Origin of the sequence: Pseudoroseomonas sp. WGS1072 (assembly GCF_049340465.1) — a bacterium.
Taxonomy (GTDB): Bacteria; Pseudomonadota; Alphaproteobacteria; order Acetobacterales; family Acetobacteraceae; genus Pseudoroseomonas.
The window spans coordinates 3,638,940-3,659,996 of record NZ_JBMPSU010000001.1 but is presented as its reverse complement, the minus strand read 5'-3'; the positions used below and the strand labels follow the sequence as shown (position 1 = coordinate 3,659,996).

17 protein-coding genes are annotated in these 21,057 nt (G+C 72.2%); 6 read left to right on the top strand and 11 right to left on the bottom strand.

Features of this window, described 5'->3' with window-relative positions; all coding sequences use genetic code 11:
* Positions 1–27: 27 nt before the first annotated feature.
* Entirely contained in the window at positions 28–900 is an 873-nt protein-coding gene (locus ACF3NH_RS17150) for a phytoene/squalene synthase family protein (protein ID WP_422924399.1), read from the top strand.
* Positions 901–925: 25 nt separating this feature from the next.
* Here the strand turns inward: ACF3NH_RS17150 and ACF3NH_RS17145 are convergent, their stop codons facing one another.
* The 4 genes from ACF3NH_RS17145 to ACF3NH_RS17130 all read right to left on the bottom strand — a co-directional run bounded on the left by ACF3NH_RS17145 (position 926) and on the right by ACF3NH_RS17130 (position 4,686).
* Positions 926–1,111, bottom strand: coding sequence for a hypothetical protein (locus tag ACF3NH_RS17145; RefSeq protein WP_422924397.1), 186 nt, complete (start codon positions 1,109–1,111; stop codon positions 926–928).
* Positions 1,108–2,535 carry an amidase gene (locus tag ACF3NH_RS17140; protein WP_422924395.1) on the bottom strand — a complete coding sequence of 476 codons (1,428 nt, stop codon included), beginning with the start codon at positions 2,533–2,535 and terminating at the stop codon, positions 1,108–1,110. Before ACF3NH_RS17140 ends, ACF3NH_RS17145 begins: the two co-directional genes overlap by 4 nt.
* Complete coding sequence (locus tag ACF3NH_RS17135) at positions 2,532–4,142, bottom strand: ABC transporter substrate-binding protein (protein ID WP_198364728.1); 1,611 nt, start codon at positions 4,140–4,142, stop codon at positions 2,532–2,534. Before ACF3NH_RS17135 ends, ACF3NH_RS17140 begins: the two co-directional genes overlap by 4 nt.
* Before the next feature lie 67 nt (positions 4,143–4,209).
* Positions 4,210–4,686, bottom strand: a complete 477-nt coding sequence (locus ACF3NH_RS17130; RefSeq protein ID WP_232476803.1) for an Lrp/AsnC family transcriptional regulator — start codon at positions 4,684–4,686, stop codon at positions 4,210–4,212.
* A 152-nt stretch (positions 4,687–4,838) separates the two neighbouring features.
* Here ACF3NH_RS17130 and ACF3NH_RS17125 point away from each other — a divergent pair, with 152 nt between their 5' ends.
* From ACF3NH_RS17125 to ACF3NH_RS17115, 3 genes are all read left to right on the top strand, one after another.
* On the top strand, positions 4,839–6,095 hold the full coding sequence (locus ACF3NH_RS17125; RefSeq protein ID WP_198365008.1) for a D-amino acid dehydrogenase: 1,257 nt from the start codon (positions 4,839–4,841) through the stop codon (positions 6,093–6,095).
* A 163-nt stretch (positions 6,096–6,258) separates the two neighbouring features.
* Positions 6,259–8,493 (top strand): TonB-dependent siderophore receptor, encoded by a 2,235-nt coding sequence (locus ACF3NH_RS17120; RefSeq protein ID WP_370591913.1) that lies wholly within the window; start codon positions 6,259–6,261, stop codon positions 8,491–8,493.
* A 59-nt stretch (positions 8,494–8,552) separates the two neighbouring features.
* Entirely contained in the window at positions 8,553–9,974 is a 1,422-nt protein-coding gene (locus ACF3NH_RS17115; protein WP_422924392.1) for a class I SAM-dependent methyltransferase, read from the top strand.
* Positions 9,975–9,980: 6 nt separating this feature from the next.
* Here the strand turns inward: ACF3NH_RS17115 and ACF3NH_RS17110 are convergent, their stop codons facing one another.
* The 4 genes from ACF3NH_RS17110 to ACF3NH_RS17095 form a co-directional block, all read right to left on the bottom strand.
* Complete coding sequence (locus ACF3NH_RS17110; protein WP_422924390.1) at positions 9,981–10,817, bottom strand: MetQ/NlpA family ABC transporter substrate-binding protein; 837 nt, start codon at positions 10,815–10,817, stop codon at positions 9,981–9,983.
* Between the two features lie 29 nt (positions 10,818–10,846).
* Positions 10,847–11,680, bottom strand: coding sequence for a MetQ/NlpA family ABC transporter substrate-binding protein (locus tag ACF3NH_RS17105; RefSeq protein WP_198364733.1), 834 nt, complete (start codon positions 11,678–11,680; stop codon positions 10,847–10,849).
* 64 nt (positions 11,681–11,744) lie between these two features.
* On the bottom strand, positions 11,745–12,410 hold the full coding sequence (locus ACF3NH_RS17100) for a methionine ABC transporter permease (RefSeq protein WP_198364734.1): 666 nt from the start codon (positions 12,408–12,410) through the stop codon (positions 11,745–11,747).
* A 1-nt stretch (position 12,411) separates the two neighbouring features.
* On the bottom strand, positions 12,412–13,488 hold the full coding sequence (locus ACF3NH_RS17095) for a methionine ABC transporter ATP-binding protein (protein ID WP_198364735.1): 1,077 nt from the start codon (positions 13,486–13,488) through the stop codon (positions 12,412–12,414).
* A gap of 489 nt (positions 13,489–13,977) precedes the next feature.
* On the opposite strand from ACF3NH_RS17095, the gene ACF3NH_RS17090 reads away from it, so the two are divergent.
* Together ACF3NH_RS17090 and ACF3NH_RS17085 are read left to right on the top strand one after the other, a co-directional pair.
* A complete protein-coding gene (locus ACF3NH_RS17090; protein WP_422924387.1) occupies positions 13,978–15,645 on the top strand; it encodes a DEAD/DEAH box helicase in 1,668 nt (555 codons plus the stop codon).
* A gap of 178 nt (positions 15,646–15,823) precedes the next feature.
* On the top strand, positions 15,824–17,122 hold the full coding sequence (locus tag ACF3NH_RS17085) for a M20/M25/M40 family metallo-hydrolase (RefSeq protein WP_422924385.1): 1,299 nt from the start codon (positions 15,824–15,826) through the stop codon (positions 17,120–17,122).
* Between the two features lie 11 nt (positions 17,123–17,133).
* Here ACF3NH_RS17085 and ACF3NH_RS17080 read toward each other — a convergent pair whose 3' ends face one another.
* From ACF3NH_RS17080 to ACF3NH_RS17070, 3 genes are all read right to left on the bottom strand, one after another.
* On the bottom strand, positions 17,134–17,904 hold the full coding sequence (locus ACF3NH_RS17080; protein WP_422924383.1) for a FadR/GntR family transcriptional regulator: 771 nt from the start codon (positions 17,902–17,904) through the stop codon (positions 17,134–17,136).
* A 101-nt stretch (positions 17,905–18,005) separates the two neighbouring features.
* A complete protein-coding gene (locus ACF3NH_RS17075; protein ID WP_422924381.1) occupies positions 18,006–19,277 on the bottom strand; it encodes an Nramp family divalent metal transporter in 1,272 nt (423 codons plus the stop codon).
* Between the two features lie 139 nt (positions 19,278–19,416).
* On the bottom strand, positions 19,417–20,988 hold the full coding sequence (locus ACF3NH_RS17070) for an ABC transporter substrate-binding protein (protein ID WP_422924379.1): 1,572 nt from the start codon (positions 20,986–20,988) through the stop codon (positions 19,417–19,419).
* Between the last annotated feature and the right edge of the window lie 69 nt (positions 20,989–21,057).

Here is a 21,057-nt window from a genome sequence, read left to right as displayed (position 1 = left end):
GCCCGCTTCCGTGTCCATAACCCCCGCATGGCCGAACCTGCCCCGCCCCCCATCCCTGCCGCCGCCTCTCCGGACGGCCTCTCCCCGCTGGCGGCACTGGCCCGCCAGCACGATCCGGACCGGTTTCTCTGCGCGCTCTTCGCGCCCGCCGCGCGGCGGGAGGAGCTGTTCCTGCTGACCGCCTTCAACCATGAGCTGGCCCGCGCCCGGCTCGCGACCAGCAACCCCATGACGGCGCTGATCCGCCTGCAGTGGTGGCGCGACGCGGTGGCCGAGGCGGTCGAGGGGCGGCCCGCGCGCCGCCACGAGGTGGCCGCGCCGCTGGCCGGGGCGATCCGCGCCGGCCGGCTCGACGCCGCCGATCTCAACGGCATGATCGATGCGCGGGAGGCGGAGACGGAGGAGGAGATGCCGAGCCGGGGCGCGCTGTTCGCCTATCTGCGCGGCACCGCCGGCGGCTTCGCGGTGGCGGCCGGGCGGGCGCTCGGCGCCCCGGCCGAAAGCCTGCCCGGCCTGCAGGCGGTCGGCGCCGCCTATGGCCTGGCGGGGGTGCTGCGCGGCATCCCGGCGCAGGCCCGGCACGGCCGCAGCCTGCTGCCCGCCGATCTCCTGGCCGAGCATGGCCTGACCCCCGCCGACGTGGCGCGCGATCCGCGCCAAGCGGGCGTCGCCGCGGCGGGGCGGGTGCTGGCCGGGGAGGGCCTCGGCCTGCTGCGGGAAGGGCGGTCCCGCCTCTCTGCCCTGCCGCGTGCGGCGGTGGCGGCCGCCCTGCCGGGGCGGCTCGCGGCACGCGACCTGCGGCGGATGCTGGCGCCGGGCTGGGACCCGGCGCAACCGCCGCCGCCGCGCGGGCTGGGCGACCGCCTGGCGGTGATCTGGGGCGGCCTGCGGCGGGGCTAGGGCGAGGCCCCCTCCGCCCGCCCTTTCAGCCGTGGGGCGGCAGGCGGAAGCAGCAGGCCGGCTCCTCGGCATGGTCGCGCGCGACGCGGAGGGTGCGGGCGGCGGCCTCGAGCTCGACGATGGTCTGCATCATCGCCGGCAGCTCCGCCTCCGGCAGCCGCAGGCCGAGCGCCGCGAGGCGCTGACGGAAAGCCTCGATGTCCCGTGTCATGCCACGACCTCCATGCCGCCCATGGCCAGGGCCGGGCGCCGGCCTCGCGTGCCCAGGGCGCGCTCCAGCGCGTCGCCCACCTTCAGCACGAGGTGATCCTCGAAGGGCCGGCCGCCGATCTGGAAGCCGATCGGCAGGCCTTCCGCCGAGAAGCCGTTGCAGACGGAGACGGCGGGGAAGCCGGTGAGATTGAAGGGCCGCGCATAGAACGGCGCGGTGCCGTGCAGCATGCTCTCCTCGCCGAGCGGGCCGGCGGTCTGGCGGGAGGAGGGCATGACCAGAACGTCCACATCCCGCATCGCCGCCGTCATCTCGGCCAGCAGCCGGCCGCGCTGGCGCTGGGCGTTGATGTAGTCCGCCGCCGAGAGGAAGGCGCCGGCCATCAGCCGCCGGCGGCCGTACTCGCCGTAGAGCTCCGGCGTGGCGCGCAGCCATTCGGCATGCAGGGCGAAGGATTCGGCGCGCGAGATCACCATCCCCGCCACGGCATAGTCGCCGAACGGCGAGAGGGTGACGTCGCGCACCGAGGCGCCCAGCGCCCGCAGGGCGGCGAGCGAGGCTTCCGTCGCCGCGTGGACCTCCGGCTCGCAGGGCAGGTCGGTCTCGTAGAAGTGCCGCACCACGCCGACGCGCAGCCCGGCCAGGCCCCGGTCCCGCCCCTCGGCGATGGCGCCGCGGAAATCCGGCGCCGGCACCGCGGCGCTGGCCGGGTCGCGCGGGTCGTGGCCGCAGAGCGCCTCCATCATCAGCGCGCAGTCCTCGGCGGTCCAGGCCATCGGCCCGGCATGGTCGAGGGAGACGGCGAGCGGCAGCACCCCGGCGCGGCTGACCAGCCCGTAGGTCGGCTTGTGCCCGGCGATGCCGCACCAGGCGGCCGGCATGCGGATCGAGCCGCCGGTGTCGGTGCCCATCGTGCCCGGCATCAGCCCGGCGGCGACGGCGACGGCCGAGCCGGTGGAGGAGCCGGTGGGGTCGCGCGAAGGGTCCCAGGGATTGCGCGCCGGCGGCCAGGGGAGGTCGAAGGAGGAGCCGCCGATGGCGAACTCCCAGGTGGCCAGCTTGGCCAGGATGGTGGCGCCGGCCGCGCGCAGCCTGGCCACCGCGGTCGCGTCCCGCGCCGGCACGTGCTCGCGGAACAGCGCGGAATGGCCGGTGGTGGGTATGCCGGCGGTCTCGTAGAGATCCTTCAGCCCGATCGGGATGCCGTGCAGCGCCCCGCGCCGGCGGCCGGCGGCGATCTCCGCCTCGGCGGCGCGGGCCTCGGCCAGCGCCTGCTCCTCCAGCAGCAGGAGGGTGCTGTTGAGCTGCCCGTCCAGCGCCCTGACGCGGGCGATGCAGTGCCGGGCCAGCTCGACCGGTGAGAGCCGCCCGGCCTCGATCAGCCCCGACAGCCCGGCCAGGGTCTCGAAATGCAGCGCGGTCACTTCACGTCGACCCGGGCCAGGTCCTGGAACCAGGATTGCGCGGAGACGAAGCCGGTCACCTTGCCCGACATGGCGCGGGGGTTGAGGTCGTGCACGATGAAGAGCCAGGGCGCGTCGTCGACGATGCGCTCATGCGCCTGTGTCAGCGCCGCCGCGGCCCGCGCCGGATCGGTGGCGGTCTCGACCTCGGCGAAGGCCTTCTCGAAGCCCGGATCGTTCCAGCGCCCGGCATTGGAGCCGTTCGGCGCGGCATTGGCGGCCAGGAACCAGCGCGCCATGGCCGAGGGATCGGAGGAGACGAGCGAGATGTTCAGGGCGTCGGCCCCGAGCCAGGCGGGGCTCTCCGGCGGGTTGCGCAATCCGGCCAGGAGCGTGTTCCACTCGACGGTGCGGAACTCGACCTGCACGCCGCAATGCTCGCGGAGCGACTCCTGCACCAGCTCGTTCATCGGCAGGGGCAGCATCTGGCCCGAGCCGGAGGTGGAGATGCCGACGGTGAGCTTCAGCGGCTTCTGCGCCGTGTATCCGGCATCGGCCAGCAACGCCCTGCCGCGCTCCGGGTCCAGGCGATAGGCGTTGCCCGGCTTGCCGAAGAGCGGGTTGGAGGCGTTGTAGAAGCCCACCGCCGGCTCCGCCGTGCCGTTCAGCAGGGCCACCAGCGCCTCGCGGTCCACGCAGTAGTTCAGCGCCTGCCGCACGCGGACATCGGCGACCGGCGTGCCCTGCTTGCCGGCGGCGAAGACCCAGGGCCAGACATGCGGATAGGAGTTGGTGACGACCTTGAAGCCGGCCTGCTTCAGCGAGGGGATGCCATCCGAGGGCGGCACCTCGATCCAGTCCACCTGCCCGCTGCGCAGGGCGGCGAGGCGGGTGTTCGCCTCCGGAATGGGCAACAGCAGGATGCGGTCGAGCTTCGGCGCGTTCGCCTTGTCCCAGTAGTCCGGGTTGCGCTCCAGCTCGACGCTCTGGCGCGGCGTGAAGCGGGCGATGCGGAAGGGGCCGGTACCGGCGGCGCCGCTCTGCGCCACCTTCGCCCAGTCGCGCCCGGCATCCTCCCAGGACTTCGGCGAGGCGAAGAGGAAGAGCGTGGAGAGATAGGGAAAATAGGAGAGGGGGCGGACCGTCTCGAACTCCACGGTGCGGTCGTCGATCTTGCGGTAGCCCGCCATGCCGGAGACGCGCCCGCGCACGATGGCGGCGCCGGCCGCCTCCATCTGCGGCGCGCCGTCCCGGAAGAAGCGGTCCATGTTCCAGATGACGGCATCGGCATCGAAGGGCGTGCCGTCATGGAAGCGGACACCCTGGCGCAGGGTGAAGCGCCATTTGCGGCCATCCGCCGGGTCCTGCCGCCAGCTCTCGGCCAGGCCCGGGCGCAGCGTGGCCGGCCGGTCGGCGCTGGCGAGATCCCACAGCACCAGCGCCTCGAAGATCGGGTAGCCGAGGAAGCGCAGCCCCTCGAAGCCGTTGTTCGGCATGCCGGTGGTGGTCGGTACGTCGGAGGCGGTCATGGCGATGCGCAGCACCTTCTGGGGTGCCTGCGCCAGGGCGCCGCCGGTTCCGGTCACAACCGATGCCGCCAGGATGACGGCCGCGAGGCGATGCTTCATCACGGAGCTTGAATCCCCTGCCTTGGATGCAACGGAGCTTAAGCAACGGCCGTGCCAGCGCTGGTCCTCAGCCTTCCACCCAGGCCGGGGCGGCGCCATGCACCACGGTGCGGATGGCGAAGGCCGACTGGATACGCGCGACGCCCGGCATGCGGGAGAGCTGCTCCTTGTGGATGCGCTCGTAATCCGCGGCGTCGCGCGCCTCGACACGGAGCTGATAGTCGGCGGCGCCGGTCATCAGGTAGCACTCGCAGACCTCCGGGCAGCGCCGCACCGCCGCCTCGAAGCGGTTGAAGGCCTCCTCGGTCTGCTTCTCCAGGGTGATCTGCACGATGACGACGCTGCGTGCCTGCGGCGCGGGCTCCTCGATGATGGCGGTATAGCCGCGGATGACGCCCGAGGCCTCCAGCATCCGCAACCGCCGCAGGCAGGCCGAGGGCGAAAGGCCGATGGCGGCGGCCAGGGCGGCGTTGCTCATCCGGCCGTCGGCGCGCAGCAGGCGCAGCAGCTTCCGGTCCAGGGCGTCGAGGGCGGAATTCGGCATGATCTTCGAAAGATTCGCAGAAAATTCGAGGGGGACCCGCTGCCTTCGCATCTTCACGCAACCTTAGCAAGCACCTGCCCCGGCTTCCGGCCCTAGCATCGCGCATGGTCGTCATCGCGCCTGCGGCGGTGGCGCGGCGGAGCATGGTCGCGATGAAGGTCCTCGTTCTCGGTGCCGGCGTGGTCGGCGTGACCTCGGCCTATTACCTGGCCAGGGCAGGGCATGAGGTGACGGTGGTGGACCGCCAGCCGGGGGCCGGGCTGGAGACCAGCTTCGCCAATGCCGGCCAGGTCTCCTTCGGTTATTCCTCGCCCTGGGCCGGGCCCGGCATCCCGCTCAAGGCGCTGAAGTGGATGACCATGAAGCACAGCCCGCTGGTGGTCCGGCCGCGCCTCGACCCGGCGCAGTGGTCCTGGATGTGGCAGATGCTGCGCAACTGCACGGAGGCGGCCTACCGCACCAACAAGTCCCGCATGGTGCGCGTCGCCGACTACAGCCGCGATGTCCTGGCCGACCTCCGCGCCGAGACCGGCATCGCCTATGACGGGCGGGAGCGGGGCACGCTGCAGCTCTTCCGGACGCAATCTCAGCTCGACCATATCGGCGGCGACCTGCGCGTGCTGGAGCAGTACGGCGTGCCCTATGAGGTGCTGGACGCCGCCGGCTGCGTCGGCGCCGAGCCGGCGCTCGGGCGGGTGCGGGAGAAGTTCGTGGGCGGGCTGCGGCTGCCGCAGGACGAGACCGGCGACGCGCATCTCTTCACCCAGCGCCTGGCGGCGATCTGCGAGGGACAGGGGGTTGTCTTCCGCTATGGCACGCCGATCGAGCGCCTGGTGACGGAGGGCGGTGACATCACCGGGGTCGTCACCGGCGCCGGCACGTTGACCGCCGACCGCTACCTGCTGGCGCTCGGCAGCTACTCGCCGAAGCTGCTGGCGCCGCTCGGCCTGCGCATCCCGGTCTATCCGGTGAAGGGCTATTCCATCACCCTGCCGGTGGTGGACGATGCCGCGGCGCCGGTCTCGACCGTGATGGACGAGACCTTCAAGATCGCCATCACCCGGCTCGGCGACCGCATCCGCGTCGGCGGCACGGCGGAGATCGCCGGCTACGACACCAGCCTGCACGAGGAGCGGCGGCAGACCCTGCTGCATTCCGTGACCGACCTCTATCCCCAGGGCGGCGACCCGGCACGCGCCATCTTCTGGTGCGGGCTGCGGCCGATGACGCCGGACGGCACGCCGATCATCGGCCCGACCCGCTTCCCGAGCCTGTTCCTCAACACCGGCCATGGCACGCTGGGCTGGACCATGTCCTGCGGCAGCGGCCGGCTGGCGGCGGATCTGGTCAGCGGCCAGCGGCCGAACATCGAGCATGCCGACCTGTCCATGGCGCGTTACGCCGCCTGAAGTGTCTCGCCTCGTTCTCCGGACGGACAGGGCCCCGCCTCAGGCGGGGCTTTTTTTTGCGCCCGGAACGCTTGTGGTGGCGAATAGTTTGCCAAGCCATCTTGCCCGAATATGAAACTCCTGCAATGGTGAGAATGATTATCAATCTTGAATGAGATCAGCCGTGCGCAGACGTTCTTCTCTGGCGGGCTCCGCCTCGCCCTTCGCCCTCCTCGCCGGTGCCGCGCTCCTGGGCCATGCGATCAGCCCCGCCCGCGCCCAGGACAGCGGCGCCATGGCCCTGCCGGAGGTCAATGTCGTGGCCACCGCCGAGCAGGAGCTGAAGCAGGCGCCGGGTGTCTCGGTCATCACCGAGCGCGACATCCGCCTCAGCCCGCCGGTGAACGACATCTCCGAGATCGTCCGCAGGATGCCGGGCGTGAACCTCACCGGGAATTCCTCCTCCGGCCAGTACGGCAACAACCGCCAGATCGACCTGCGCGGCATGGGGCCGGAGAACACGCTGATCCTGATCGACGGCAAGCCGGTCCGCAGCCGCAACTCGACGCGCATGGGCCGCAGCGGCGAGCGCAACACGCGCGGCGATTCGAACTGGGTGCCGGCCGAGGCGATCGAGCGGATCGAGGTCATCCGCGGTCCCGCCGCGGCGCGCTACGGCTCCGGCGCGGCGGGCGGCGTGGTGAACATCATCACCAAGGCCCCGACCGACAAGCTCAGCGGCTCCGTCACCCTCTACACGGAGCAGCCGGAGGACCGTGACGAGGGCGATACCAAGCGCGTCGGCTTCAACCTGGCCGGTCCGCTGATGGAAAACTTCTCCTTCCGCCTCTTCGGCAACTTCAACCGCACCGATGCGGATTCCCTCGATCTGAACCGCGAGGCGGCGATCGGCGCCGGCGCCGCGGCCGATGCGGTGCCGCCGGCGGGCCGGGAAGGTGTCGAGAACCGCGACATCGACGGGCTGCTGCGCTGGGACATCACGCCGCAGCAGGTGCTGGAACTCCAGCTCGGCTACAGCCGCCAGGGCAACATCTATGCCGGCGACCGCGCCGTCAGCGCCTCCGGCTCGGACCTCCTGGAGCGGCTGGCGAATGAGGGCGCCGAGACCAACGTCCTGGAGCGCTACACCAGCTCGCTGACGCATCGCGGCACCTTCGAGAATTTCGACACCCGCCTGATGCTTCTCTACGAGGGCACGCAGAACAAGCGGCTGAACGAGGGCCTGGCGGGATCCAGCGAGGGCAGCATCAGCACGCCCACCGGCCGCTCGACCTCGGTGCTGAACAACTACACGATCAATGGCGAGGTCAATATCCCGCTCGAGCTGCTGTTCCCGCAGCGGCTGACCGTCGGCGCCGAGTACTTCAAGGAGAACCTGAAGGACCCCTGGGCGGTGACGCAGAGCACCGGCACGGGCGGCATCGTGCCGGGCGCCGACACCGGGCCGCGCCGCTCGAGCGCCGAGGCCGACACCTACGCCGTCTTCCTCGAGGACAACATCTACGCCACCAACCGGCTGATCGTGACGCCCGGCGTGCGCTTCGACCACCACAGCGAGTTCGGCTCGAACTGGAGCCCCTCGCTCAACGCCTCCTACGAGCTGTTCACCGGATTCTCCGTGAAGGGCGGCATCGCCCGCGCCTTCAAGGCGCCGAACCTCTACCAGTCCAACCCGAACTATCTCTACTACACCATGGGCAATGGCTGCCCGGTGAACTTCCCCTCGCTCGGCGCCGGCTGCTACGTCGCCGGCAATCCCGACCTGAAGCCCGAGACGAGCCTGAACAAGGAAATCGGCGTCGTCTATGACCAGCATGGCTGGAACGCCAGCCTGACCTATTTCCACAATGACTACGAGGACAAGATCGTCGCCGGCGTGATCCCGCGCGGCGCGACCAACACCAACGGCCGCATCTTCCGCTGGGAGAACACCCCCGAGGCCGTGGTGCAGGGGCTGGAGGGCAACCTGCTGGTGCCGCTGGCCGAGAGCCTGTCCTGGAACACCAACTTCACCTACATGATCGAGAGCAAGGACAAGACCACCGGCGAGCCGCTGTCGATCATCCCGGAATACACCATCAACTCCAGCCTCACCTGGCAGGCGACCCAGGACCTCACCATGCTGCTGCAGTTCACGCATTACGGCCGGCAGGAGGCACGGCTGACGACGCTGACCGGCGCCGCCGCCACCGGCGCGCAGCGCTGGAGCCGCGATCCCTATTCGGTGGTCGATGTCAGCGCCAGCTACATGCTGAACGAGAACACGCGGCTGACCGCCGGCGTCAGCAACATCCTCGACGAGCAGCTGTTCCGCGAGGCCAATTCCAACGGCGCCGGCGCCAACACCTACAACGAGCCGGGCCGGGCCTATTTCGTCAGCCTGACCGCCTTCTTCTGAGGGCGGCCGCCGGCGGGCGGGGGACAGGCCCCGCCCGCCGCTCTCCTGGAGCGGAAGCCTTGAGCCAGGCCTATCCGAACGACATTCCCTATCCGCCGGTCTTTCACCGGGAAATGACACCGGTCTGGATCGATGCCGTGCTGCGCGGCCTCGGCCAGGAAGGGCCCGACCTGGCCGGGGCCTTCCGGTGGTGCGAGCTCGGCTGCGGTCCCGGCCTCAACGCCGTCGTCACCGCCGCGGCGCATCCCGCCGCCCATGTCACCGCGATCGACCTGAACGCGGCGCATCTGGCGCGGGCGCGGGCCTGGGCGGAGGCCGCCGGCCTGCCCAATCTGGAGACGGTGCAGGCCGGCTTCACCGAACTGGCCGAGGCGCCGCCGGACCGCTTCGGACCCTTCGACGTCATCGTCACGCATGGCGTGCTGTCCTGGATCGCGCCCGCCGAGCGGGAGGCCTTGCTGCGCTTCATCGGCCGCTTCCTGCGGCCGGGCGGCGTGGTCTACGCGCATTACATGACCCATCCGGGGATGTCCGCCGCGGCCGCCGGCCAGCGTCTGGCCCGCCGCGTCGCGGCGCGGGCGGAGGGCGGCCCGGTCGAGCGCGCCCGGGCCGCCCTGGCCTTCCAGGCGCGGCTGGCCGCGGGCGGGGCGGGGTTCTTCGTCGCCCATCCGCAGGAGCGCCACCGGCTGGAGGCGTCGCGGCGCCAGGACCCGGCGGCGCTGGCGCATGAGCTGCTGCCGGCGCACTGGGAACCCTTCCACGTCGCGGAGATCATCGAGGTGCTGGGCCGGCAGGGCTGCCGCTACCTGGGCAGCGCCACGCCGCTCGACAATATCGACGCGGTCAGCCTGCCGGCGGGGACCCTTCCGCTGCTGGCCGGGCTGGACGATCCCGCCCTGGCGGAGACGGTGCGCGACATGGCGCGCAACCAGTCCCTCCGTCGCGATCTCTACCGCTCCGGCGGCGCACCCTTGCCGGCCGGGCGGCACTGGCAGGCCCTGGCGGAGCTGCCGCTCGCCCTCCTGCCCGCCGCGCCGCGCCGCGGCCCGCTGCGCTTCGACACGCCGATCGGGCCGGTGCAGGGCGAGGCGGCGCTGTTCGACCCCCTGCTGGCGGCGCTGCGCCGGGGGCCCTGCCGCGTCGGCGATCTGGCGCGCCATGGCGCGCATCCGGCGCAGCTCAACCAGGCGGTGCAGATGCTGATCTGGAGCGGCTGCGCGCATCCGGTGCGCAGCCCGCTGCCGGACCCGCAGGCCGCCTGGCGGCTGAACCGCGCGCTCTGCGCCTCCGGAGTGGGCTGGCTGGCCGCGCCGGCGCTGGGCAGCGCGCTGCCCGTGGCGCCGGAGCTGATGCCGGCGGTGGCGGCGCTGCTGGAGGCGGCGGGGCCGGAGGCCACCGCCCCGGAGCTTGCCACGCCGGAGCGGCTGCGCGACAACCTGCGCGCCTGGCGCGCTTTCGGCGCCCTGCCACCCGAGGGCTGAGGCGCGTCAGGCGCCGACGATCACCGCGCCGCCGAAGGTTCTCTCGACGAAGTCCTTCACCGCGGGGTCGGCATAGGCGCGGGCCAGCCGCTGCGCCCAGGGCCTGTTCTCATCGCCGCGGCGGACGACCACCAGCACGGTATAGGCGCTGTCGGTGCCCTCGACCGCGAGGCCTTCCTTGAGGGGGTTCAGCCCGGCCGGCACGGCGTAGTTGCCGGTGATGGCGGCGGCATCCACGTCGTCCAGCCCGCGCGCGATCGAGGCGGCCTCCAGCTCGAGGATGCGGATGCGCTTCGGATTCGCGGTGATATCGGCCACCGTGGCGCGGTAGTCGGCGCCTTCCCGCAGCGTGAACAGGCCCGCCTTGGCCAGGAGTAGGAGGGCGCGGCCGCCATTGGTCGGGTCGTTCGGGATGGCGATGCGGGCGCCGTCGGGGATATCGCCGATCGTCCTGTGCTTGCGGCTGAACACCCCCATCACTGTCAGCACGGTCTTGCCGACCGGCACGAAGTCGTAGCCGCGCTGCTGCTTCTGCGCCTCCAGGAAGGGCAGGTGCTGATAGGTGTTGATGTCGATCTCGCCGGCCGCCAGCGCCGCGTTGGGCTGGATGAAGTCGGAGAACTCGGTGATGCGGAGGACGAAGCCCTGCTTCGCCAGCACGTCGCGCACCGCCTCCAGCACCTGCGCGTGCACGCCGGCGGTGACGCCGACCCGCAGCGGCCGTGCCGCGGTGCCGATCTCCGCACCCTGCGCCCGGGCCACGGAGGCGCCGGCGGGCAGGCGGAACAGGGCAGGCAGCAGCAGCGTGCCGCCCGCCAGGATCAGGGAACGCCGGTTCAGCATGATCATCCTCTCCCCCGGAAGGCGGGCCATCAGAAGGCCGGCACCACGGAGCCCTGGAAGGTCTCCTCGACGAACTTCTTGATCTCATCGTTCTGGTAGGCGGCGACCAGGCGCTTCACCCAGGGAGCGTCCTTGTTGTCGCGGTGCACGGCGATGAGGTTGGCGTAAGGGCTGTCGGCGCTCTCGATGGCGACGGCGTCGCGCACCGGGTTGAGCCCGGCCGGGATGGCGAAGTTGGTGTTGATCGCCGCCGCCTCGACCTCATCCAGCGCGCGGGGGATCTGCGCCGCCTCCAGCTCGATGATGCGCAGGCGCTTCGGGTTCTCCACAACATCGGCCACGGTGGCGCGGAAATCGGCGCCCTCGGTCAGCCTGAAGGCGCCGTTCGCCGCCAGCAGCGCCAGCGCCCGCCCGCCATTGGTGGGATCGTTCGGGATGGCGACGCGGCCGCCGTTCGGGATGTCGGCGATCTTCCTGTGCTTGCGGGAATAGACGCCCATCGGGAAGACCAGCGTCTTGCCGGCGGCGACCAGGGGCAGGTTGCGGTCGCGCACCGTGGCCTCGAGGAAGGGCTGGTGCTGGTAGCTGTTGGCGTCCAGGTCCTTCGCCGCCAGGGCCGCGTTCGGCGTGATGTAGTCGGTGAAGGGCACGATGCGCAGGATCAGGCCGTCGCGCGCGGCGATCTCCTGCACCTTCTCCAGCACCTGGCTGTGCGGCCCGGCGGTGCCGCCGATGCGCAGCGGCCGCGCGGCGGTGCCGATCTCGGGCCCGCCCTGGGCCCGGGCGGCAGGGGGGGCAGCGGTGGTGGCGAGAGCGGGCAGGGCGAGGCCGCTGCCGAGGAGGGTGCGGCGGGAGAGGGACATGGCGGTTCTCCTGGAGCTTCTTCTGGGGGGGTGTCTTCTGGGGGGCGTCTTCTGGACGGCGGTTTCAGCGGCGGCGCACGCGGCGGACGAGCCAGTCGCCCAGCGATTGCAGCCCCTGCACGAAGAGGATCAGCACGGCGACGACGCTGGCCATCACCTCCGGCATGAAGCGCTGGTAGCCGAAGCGGATGCCGAGGTCGCCGAGCCCGCCGCCGCCGACCGCGCCGGCCATGGCGGAGTAGCCCACCAGGCTGACCAGCGTGACGGTGACGGCAGCGATCAGCCCCGGCATGGCCTCGGGCACCAGCACCTTCCAGAGGATCTGCGGCCGCGTCGCGCCCATCGCCCGCGCCGCCTCGACCACGCCCCGGTCCACCTCGCGGAAGGCGGTCTCGAAGAGGCGGGCGATGAAGGCGGTGGCGGCGAGCGAGAGCGGCACGATGGCCGCGCCGGTGCCGATCGAGGTGCCGGCGACCAGCCGGGTGAAGGGCACGATGGCGACCATCAGGATGATGAAGGGCGTCGAGCGCACGGCGTTGATCAGCAGGCCGAGCGGCCGGTTGACCAGGCCGTTCTGCGCCAGCCCGCCGCGATCCGTCGCGTGCAGCAGCAGGGCGAGCGGCAGGCCGAGGAGGATGGCGATGGCGGCGGCGCCGGCCACCATGGTCAGCGTCTCGAGCGCCGCCTCGACGAAGAGCTGCTCCAGCATCGGGCTGAGCCAGGGGATCATGTCACGCGGCCTCCGCCTGCGGTTCCACGGGGGTGACGACCAGGCCCAGCTCGCCGAACCAGGCGACGGTGGCCTCGATCTGCGCCGCCGGGCCGTAGGCGGCCAGCGCCATCAGCCCGAAGGGCTCGCCGGCGATCTCGTCGATCCGCCCCGAGATGATGTTGAGATCGACGCCGAAGCGCCGCGAGGCCTCGCTGATCGCCGAGCGGGTGCTGTTCGGTCCGGCGAAGAGCACCTGCAGCAGGCGCCGCTCCTCGCCCTCGCGCGGGCCGGGCAGGCGCGCCACCGTGCCGGGCGGGATGGAATGGCCGATGGTGTCGGCGATGAAGCGCCGCGTCGTCGGATGGCGCGGCTGGGTGAAGACATCGAAGACCCGGCCCTCCTCGATCACCTGGCCGCGCTCCATCACCGCGACGCGGTCGCAGATCTCCTTCACCACCGCCATCTCGTGCGTGATCAGCAGCACGGTGAGGTCGAGCTGGTCGCGCAGCCGCCGGATCAGCGCCAGGATCTCCTGGGTCGTCTCGGGATCGAGCGCGCTGGTCGCCTCGTCGCAGAGCAGGATGCGCGGGCGCGGCGCCAGCGCCCGGGCGATGCCGACGCGCTGCTTCTGCCCGCCCGAGAGCTGCGCCGGATAGGCCTCGGCCTTCTCGGCCAGCCCAACCAGCGCCAGCGCCTCGGCCACGCGCGGCGCGCGCTCGGCGGCGGGCACGCCGGCGATCTCCAGCGGGAAGGCGACGTTCTGCGCCACCGTGCGGGAGGAGAGCAGGTTGAAGTGCTGGAACACCATGCCGATGCCGCGCCGCCGCTCGCGCAGCGCCCGGCCGTCGAGCGCCAGCAGGTCCTGGCCGAGCACCGTGACGGCGCCGGAATCCGGCCGTTCCAGCAGGTTGACGCAGCGGATCAGCGTGGATTTCCCGGCCCCCGAGCGGCCGACGATGCCGAAGATCTCGCCCGCCGCCACGTCCAGTGACACCCCGTCGAGCGCCCGCGTCGTCACGCCGCCGCGGCCGGGGAAATGGCGTTTCAGGCCGCGCAGTCGGATGGCGGGGTCGGGAGGCGCGGAGGATACGGGCATGGGCGATCCGGTCGGTCTGGCAACGGCGGGACAAGGCCCGGACGGGCAGGGGAGGGGCGGAGGCCCCGGTGGTCAATCGCGGTGGTCAGTCGCGATGCATTCGGCAGGTCATGGCCACTTCGTGATCCCCCAGATGGTCGGATGATCCACGAAGCTGGCGACGCGCGTCCCCGGCTTCCTGGCGCTTTAGCACTTGGTGTCGCGGCGCAAGCTGCATCCGTCAAATCCCCGCGGGAAGGCTATTCCCCTTCCAGGAGCGGAGAATGGGGAAACCACAGCCGGCATGCAAGCGCCGAAGCGTCACCGGAACCCATGCAACCTCCGCATGGCTCGCACCCAATGGGGAGCTTTTCGTGCAAAATCCGGGGAAAAGCGGTAAGGCGGCGCCAGCCCGGTGCCCCGATGGCCCCCGGCTCCCCTGCAGCGCCCCGTCACCGGGTGCGCCGGAGGACACCGACACCCGAAGACTACGGCGGATTTTTCACAGACATGCCCTTCCCCGCGATGCCCGAAGCGCTGCTGCGCGCCCTGACCGAGCGCGGCTACACCGAGCCAACCTCCGTCCAGGACGCGGTGCTGCAGGCCGAGACCCATGGGCGAGACCTGCTGGTCTCGGCGCAGACCGGCTCGGGCAAGACCGTGGCCTTCGGCCTGGCGGTGGCGGCCGAGGTGATGGGGACGGCCGAGCGCCTGCCGCCGGCCGGCGCGCCGCTGGCGCTGGTGGTGGCACCGACCCGCGAACTGGCGTTGCAGGTCCGCACCGAGCTGTCCTGGCTCTACGCCGCCGCCGGCGGCCGGGTGGTGAGCTGCGTCGGCGGCATGGATCCGCTGGCCGAGCGCCGGGCGCTGTCGCAGGGGGCGCATATCGTCGTCGGCACGCCCGGCCGGCTCTGCGACCACCTGGAGCGCGGCAACCTGCGCCCCGAGGCGCTGCGCGCCGTGGTGCTGGACGAGGCGGACGAGATGCTTGACCTCGGCTTCCGCGAGGAGCTGGAGCGCATCCTGGACGCCGCGCCGGAGGACCGCCGCACGCTGCTGTTCTCGGCCACCGTGCCGCGCGAGATCGCCCGCCTGGCCGAGAGCTTCCAGCGCGACGCGCTGCGCATCGAGGCGAAGGGCGAGGGTGGCCAGCACGGCGACATCGCCTACAAGGCGGCGCTGGTGGCGCCGCAGGATGTCGAGCGCGCCGTGGTCAACCTGCTGCGCGCCTCGGACAGCCCGCGCGCCATCGTCTTCTGCTCGACCCGTGCCGCCGTGGCGCGCCTGCAGGGCAACCTGGCCGAGCGCGGCTTCTCCGCCGTGGCGCTGTCCGGCGAGCTGTCCCAGGCCGAGCGCAGCCGCGCCCTGCACGCGCTGCGCGACGGCAAGGCCCAGGTCTGCGTGGCGACCGACGTGGCGGCGCGCGGCATCGACCTGCCGGATCTCGGCCTCGTCATCCATGCCGAGCTGCCGAAGGAGCCGGAGACCCTGCTGCACCGCTCGGGCCGCACCGGCCGCGCCGGGCGCAAGGGCACCTCGGTGCTGATCGTGCCGCCGAACCGCCGCCGCACGGCCGAGCGCCTGCTGGCCGGCGCGCGCCTGCAGGCCGAATGGGGCCCGCCGCCCGCCGCCGAGGTGATCCAGGCGCGGGATGCCGAGCGCCTCGCCACGCAGGCCACGGCGCTGCTGGCCGAGGAGGCCGAGCCGCGTGACCTCGAGGTGGCGCGGGGCCTGATCGCCGGCGGCGCCTCGGCCGAGGCGGTGGCGACCGCCCTGATCCGGCTGCTGCGCGCGCCGCTGCCGGCCCCGGAGGATCTGGCGCCCTTCGACAGCGCGCCGCGCCGCCCGGCGCGGGAGCGCGGCGCCGCGCCACTCGGCGAGGGCGTCTGGTTCCGCATCAATGTCGGCCGCGACAATCGCGCCGATCCGCGCTGGATCCTGCCCCTCCTGTGCCGCCGCGGCCAGGTGCAGCGGGATGACATCGGCCGCATCCGCATCCTCGGGCGCGAGACGCAGTTCGAGGTGGCGGGTCATGCCGCCGGCCGCTTCGCCGAGGCCGCGCGGCGTCCGGACGCGGACGAGCCGCATATCCGCGTCGAGCCGATGACGGGGGGAAATCGTTTCGTTCCCCATCGACCGGGCGGCATGGAGCGGAGCCGGCGCCCCTATCCCCGGTAATTGGCGAAGCTCCGGTCTTCGCGTCGGTTGGTCAAGTTCCCGTGCGAGCAAGGCAGCGTGACTGCTGCGATCTCCTGACCTTTGATAAGGCAGGTGATAAGGCAGGGTCCGGGAGGGCCCGCCGCCACCATCGGGGATGCAGGCCGCCTTTCCGCGAGCAGGGAATGGGGCGGCCTGGATGCCCTGGGATGACACTACCGACATCCTGACCAACGACAGGAGCATCGACCGCCTGAGTCTCGCCGCGCCCCTGCTCGGCGCCACCGGCTGGATCGACATGCTCTCGCGCCTGGTCGCCGTGGACACCACGCCGGCGGCGGACCGGGGCTGCGAGCTCTTCTGCGACACCCTGCGCGACCTCTTCGCTCCCCTGGGGTTCGGGCTGCGCCGGGTGGAGACGCCGGAGGCGCTCTGCCCGCAGGTCTCTCCGGCGCGCGCGCGGGGCCCCGTCATCAGCCTGCTCGGCGCGCGGCGGACCGGGCATCCCGCCTGCACCATCCACCTGCCCATGGACACCGCGGCGGCCGGCACGGGCTGGACGCGGGAGCCCCTGGCCCTGACGCGGCAGGGGAACCGGCTCTACGGTCTTGGCACCACCCGTTGCAAAGGCGCCATCGCCGCGCTCTGGGCGGCGCTGCGGGCGGCCGATGCCGTCGGTCTCGGGCTGCGCCACGACCTCGTGCTCGCCTTCACCGCCGATCACGGGGAGCAGCGCCATGCCGGGCTGCGGCACATGGCGGGGCAGGGCCTGCTGGAAGGGCACCTGCTCGCCCTGGATGGTCTCGCGGCGCCGCAGATCTGGGCGGGCGCCCTGGGCGCGCTGGAGTACGAGATCCGCATCAGCCCTGAACAGGCCCCAGGGCAGGCCCTTGGCGGTTCCCCGGCCGAGGCGGGGGGGCCGGTGCTCAGCCGGCTGATGGCGCTGCGCGAGGAGGTCGCCGCCCGGCGCTCCGCCATTCCCGCCCCGCCCGAGCGGGAAGGCGAGCCGCTGCTGCGGCCCAGCCTGCGCATCGTTTCCGTGCGCGCCAGCGAGGGCCGGCGCGGCGGCCTGCCATCCTGCACGATCACGGTGCTGCGCCGCTTCACCGCGGAGGAGGGCCATCATGCCGCCCTGGCGGAGCTGAGCGCGGCGCTGCGCGATGCGCCGGCGGGCGTGACGCTGACCGGGCGGGTGCTGCGACACATGGAACCGGTGGCCGAACCCGATCGCGGCGCCCATGCCGGCCGCTGGCAGCAGGCGCTGGGATGGGGCTTCGGCTTCCGGCAGGAGGCTTTCCGGCGCTGGGGCAGCCTCGCTCCCTCGCCCCTGGGCTTCGTCCAGCAGGCGGGCCTGGAAGAGATCCTGATGGGTGGGCTGTCACGACGCGGGCAATTGCCGCGGGCGCCGGATGAATTCACCACCATCGAGGATGTGGAGGCGCTGGGCCGCAGCCTCCTGGCCTATCTGGCCGACCTGCCGGTCATTCCGCGCGACTGACGGTCCGCGCCTCAGCCCGCGGCGGCGGCGAGCTGGCCCGCGAGCTTGGCATAGCGGTCGCGGCTGGCGGTCAGGTGGCGGCGCATCGCCGTGCGCGCCTCGGCGGCCTTGCCGGCGACGATCGCGGCCGTGATGCGCTCATGTTCCTCCCGGACCCGCTGCAGATAGGCGGTGCGGGCCTCGGCATCCTCCAGCTGGGGCCGCACCGTCTGGCGCGGGATGAGCATGGGGCCGAGGAATTCCAGGAAGCGGGGAAAGAAGCTGTTGCCGGTGGCGGCGAAGACGGCCCGGTGGAAGTCGAGGTCCTGGCGCACGGCACCCTCGCCCGCCTCCACCGCGCGGTCGAATGCGGCCGCAGCGGCGATCAGGCGCTCCATCGCTTCCCTGTCCCGCCGCTCGGCGGCGAGGCCCGCGGCCTCCGTCTCGATGGCGATGCGCAGCTCGATCACCTGCAGGATGTCGGTGAGGGAGCGCATCTCGCCCGGATCGATGCGCACCTGGCCACGCGTGGAAGGGTCGGCGACGAAAGCGCCGACGCCCTGGCGGGTCAGCACCAGCCCCTCCGCCCGCAATGCCGCGACGGCCTCGCGGACCACGGTGCGGGAGACGCCGGCCTGGCGCATCAGCGCCTGTTCGGTCGGCAGCCGATCCCCGGGCCGCAGGTGTCCGGCGCGGATCTCGGCGGCCAGCCGGCGGACCAGTTCCGCCGTCAGGTTGGCGGGTGGGGCCAGGGGAGAGAGGGCGATGCCCTGCACCGGCTTGGTTCCGTTCCCCGCATCCATCTCGCTCGGCTCCCTCGCTGACTTCGCGACCCCTCCCGCAGGAGCCCGAACCTCATTGGTCATATTACCAGACGAGGCGACGATCCGCGAGCATGCCGGGATCAGGTGAGGAAGTTCACGATCTCCGTGCCCGCGAGGATCAGGAACAGGATGGCGGACAGCAGCAGCAGGCCATTGCTCAGCCAGCCGTTGCGCCAGGCCTGCGGGACGCGGTGCGAGTTCAGCAGCCAGAGCAGCGTGAGCGCCAGGAAGGGCATGAAGAGGGCGCCGAGCGCGCCGAAGGCGATGACCAGGGCGAAGGGACGGTCGAGGAAGAGCAGCGAGATGGGCGGGAAGGTCAGCCAGAAGAGGTAGGCGCGGAAGGCCCAGCTCCGCTCCAGCTCGGCCTCCTCCGGGTTCTGGCCGCGCACCCGCGCCACGAAGTCCGCGAAGAGTACGCTGACGCCGTGCCAGACGCCCAGGATGGAGGAGAAGGTGGTGGCGGCGAAGCCGATCAGGAACATCGTGGCCACGAAGGGGCCGAGGCGCTCGCGCAGCACGTCGTCGAGGTCGAGCAGGCCGCGGTCACCGCCGCGCAGCGCGATGCCGCTGTTGTAGAGCAGTTCGGCGCCGACGATCATCATGGCGACGACGAAGATGCCGGTGGTGATGTAGCCGATCTGGTTGTCGAAGCGCATCATCGGGATCCAGCCCGGCGTCCGCCAGCCCTTCGCGTTCACCCAGTAGCCATAGGAGGCGAGGGTGATGGTGCCGCCGACCCCGCCGATCAGCCCCAGCGTGTAGATCGCCGCGCCCTCGGGCAACCGCGGGATCAGGCCGGAGAGCGCGTTCGGGATGTTCGGGGCGACCAGCACGGCGAGCGAGACCACGGTGACGAACATCAGGGCGATGAAGAACTTCATCACCCGCTCGAACACCGCATACCGGTTGAGCGCCACGAAGAGGAAGCCGAGCAGGCCGGAGACGATGGCCCAGCCGCGTATATCGAGGACGGGAAACAGCGCCGCCATGGCGAGGCCGGTGGAGGACATCGCCGTGGCGCCGTAGACGAAGCCCCAGATCACGACGTAGAGCAGGAAATAGACCGAGGTCCAGGCGCCGAGGTCGCGCCAGCCCTCGAACAGCGTGCGCCCGGTGGCGAGGTGCCAGCGCCCCACGCCCTCGGCCATGGCGATCTTGACGACGCAGCCGAGCACGGCCGCCCAGAGCAGCGTGTAGCCGAAGCGGTTGCCGGCGATCAGCGTCGCGACCAGGTCGCCGGCGCCCACCCCGGTGACGGCGACGACGACGCCCGGCCCCACCATGCGCCAGCGCGCGAGCCCGGTGGGCGCCACGCCCTCCTCGCCGCGCGCCGCGGCACTGCCCTGGGTCATGATCCTCGCTCCCCTTTCCGCGGTCCCACCCGGCCGGACCGCCCGGCGGGACCGCTTGGCAACACGAGCCGGCCGCCGGGGTTGCCGCCGGGGTTGCGGCCGGGCGGCGAGCGCCGGCCGGGGCCGCTCCGCCCGTCTCTCAGCGCGCCAGGCCGACGCTGGTCGCGAGGGTCATCTCGTCCGTGCGCGCCTCGTAGGTGACGCCCTTCCGCATCGCCCAGGTATTGACCTGGAAGTAGAGCGGGATCAGCGCCGTCTGGTCGCGGATGGCGGCGCGCGTCGCCTGCTGGGTCAGCCGCTCGCGCTCGGCATTGTCCATCGTCTGCCGCGCCTTCTGGATCAGCCCGTCGATGTCGGTGTTGCTGAAGCGGCCGCGATTGGCGGTGCCGAGGCCCAGCGTGGTGTTCCAGCTGTGGATCTGCGTCTCCAGCATGCCGAGCACCTCGGGATTGGGCGAGAAGCCGGCGAGGTTCACCGAGTACCGGAGCTGCGCCGCCTCGGAGAGCCAGACCCCGCGCGGCCGCGTCTCGACCGTCGCCACCAGCCCGAGGCGGGTCCACATCTGCGCGATGGCCTGCACCACCTGCTCGTCGTTGACGAAGCGGTCGTTCGGCCCGTTCACCTGCACGGCGAAGCCCTGCGGATGGCCGGCCTCGGCCAGCAGCCTCCTGGCCCCCTCGAGGTCATAGGGCTGCGGCTTCAGATCCGGCGAGGTGCCGAAATAACCCTCCGGCCCGAGGTCTCCGGCCGGCAGGCCCTGGCCCTGCAGGATGCGGCTCACCAGCGCCTCCCGGTTGATCGCCATCGACAGGGCACGGCGCACGCGGGCGTCGCGCAGCGGATTGGCGATCGGGCCGCCGTCGCGGGCGCGGACATGCGGGCTGTCCTCGCGGTCGCTGTCGAGCGTCAGGAAGAGCAGGCGGTTGGACGGGCTCTGCGCCACGGTGAAGCGGGCATCGGCGGCGAAGGTCCTGTACTGGTCGGGCGGGACGATCTCGATCAGGTCGACATCCCCCGCATTCAGCGCCGCGGTGCGCGCGCCGGCATTGGCGAGCGGCCTGAACTCGACCCGCGACCAGGCCGGGGCGGGGCCGGCGAAGCCGGCGCTGCGCTCCACCACCAGCGGGCTGCCCGGCTGCCACGAGACATGGCGGTAGGGGCCGGTGCCGATCATCGCCTTGCCGGAATTGTAGTCGGCCGTCGTGGCGCCCTCGCCATGCTTCCTCGAGACGACCATGACGAGGGAGAGGTAGTTCGGCAGCAGCGGCGTCGGCTGCGCGGTGCGGATGCGGATCGTCTGCGCGTCCACGGCCTCCACCGCCTGGATGGGACGGGTGTAGACGCGGAAGGAGGAGGGCGAGTTCGGCACGTCGCCGGCGCGGCCCAGGGTGAAGGCCACGTCCTCCGCCGTCACCGGCGCGCCGTCATGGAAGCGGGCGCGCGGGTCGAGCCGGAATTCCCAGGTCAGGTCGTCGACGGCGCGCCATTCGGAGGCGATGGCGGGCCGCAGCGCCTGGCGGTGGTCCTGCTGCACCAGCGGCTGGAAGACATGCCGGCTGTAGGCGATGTTGGTGATGATGCTGGCATAGTGCGGGTCGAGGCTGGTCGGGCCGGATTCCATGCCGATCCGCAGCAGCTCCTGCGCCGGGGCGCCGGTGGCGGGCGTGGCGGCCAGGGCGGCCGCGAGCAGGAGGTTGCGGAGGCGGGGCATCGGTCGGGTCTCTCGCTGCGTCGGGCGGGCGGGCCGGGTGGCCCGGGGCGGGGCAAACTGGCATGCTGC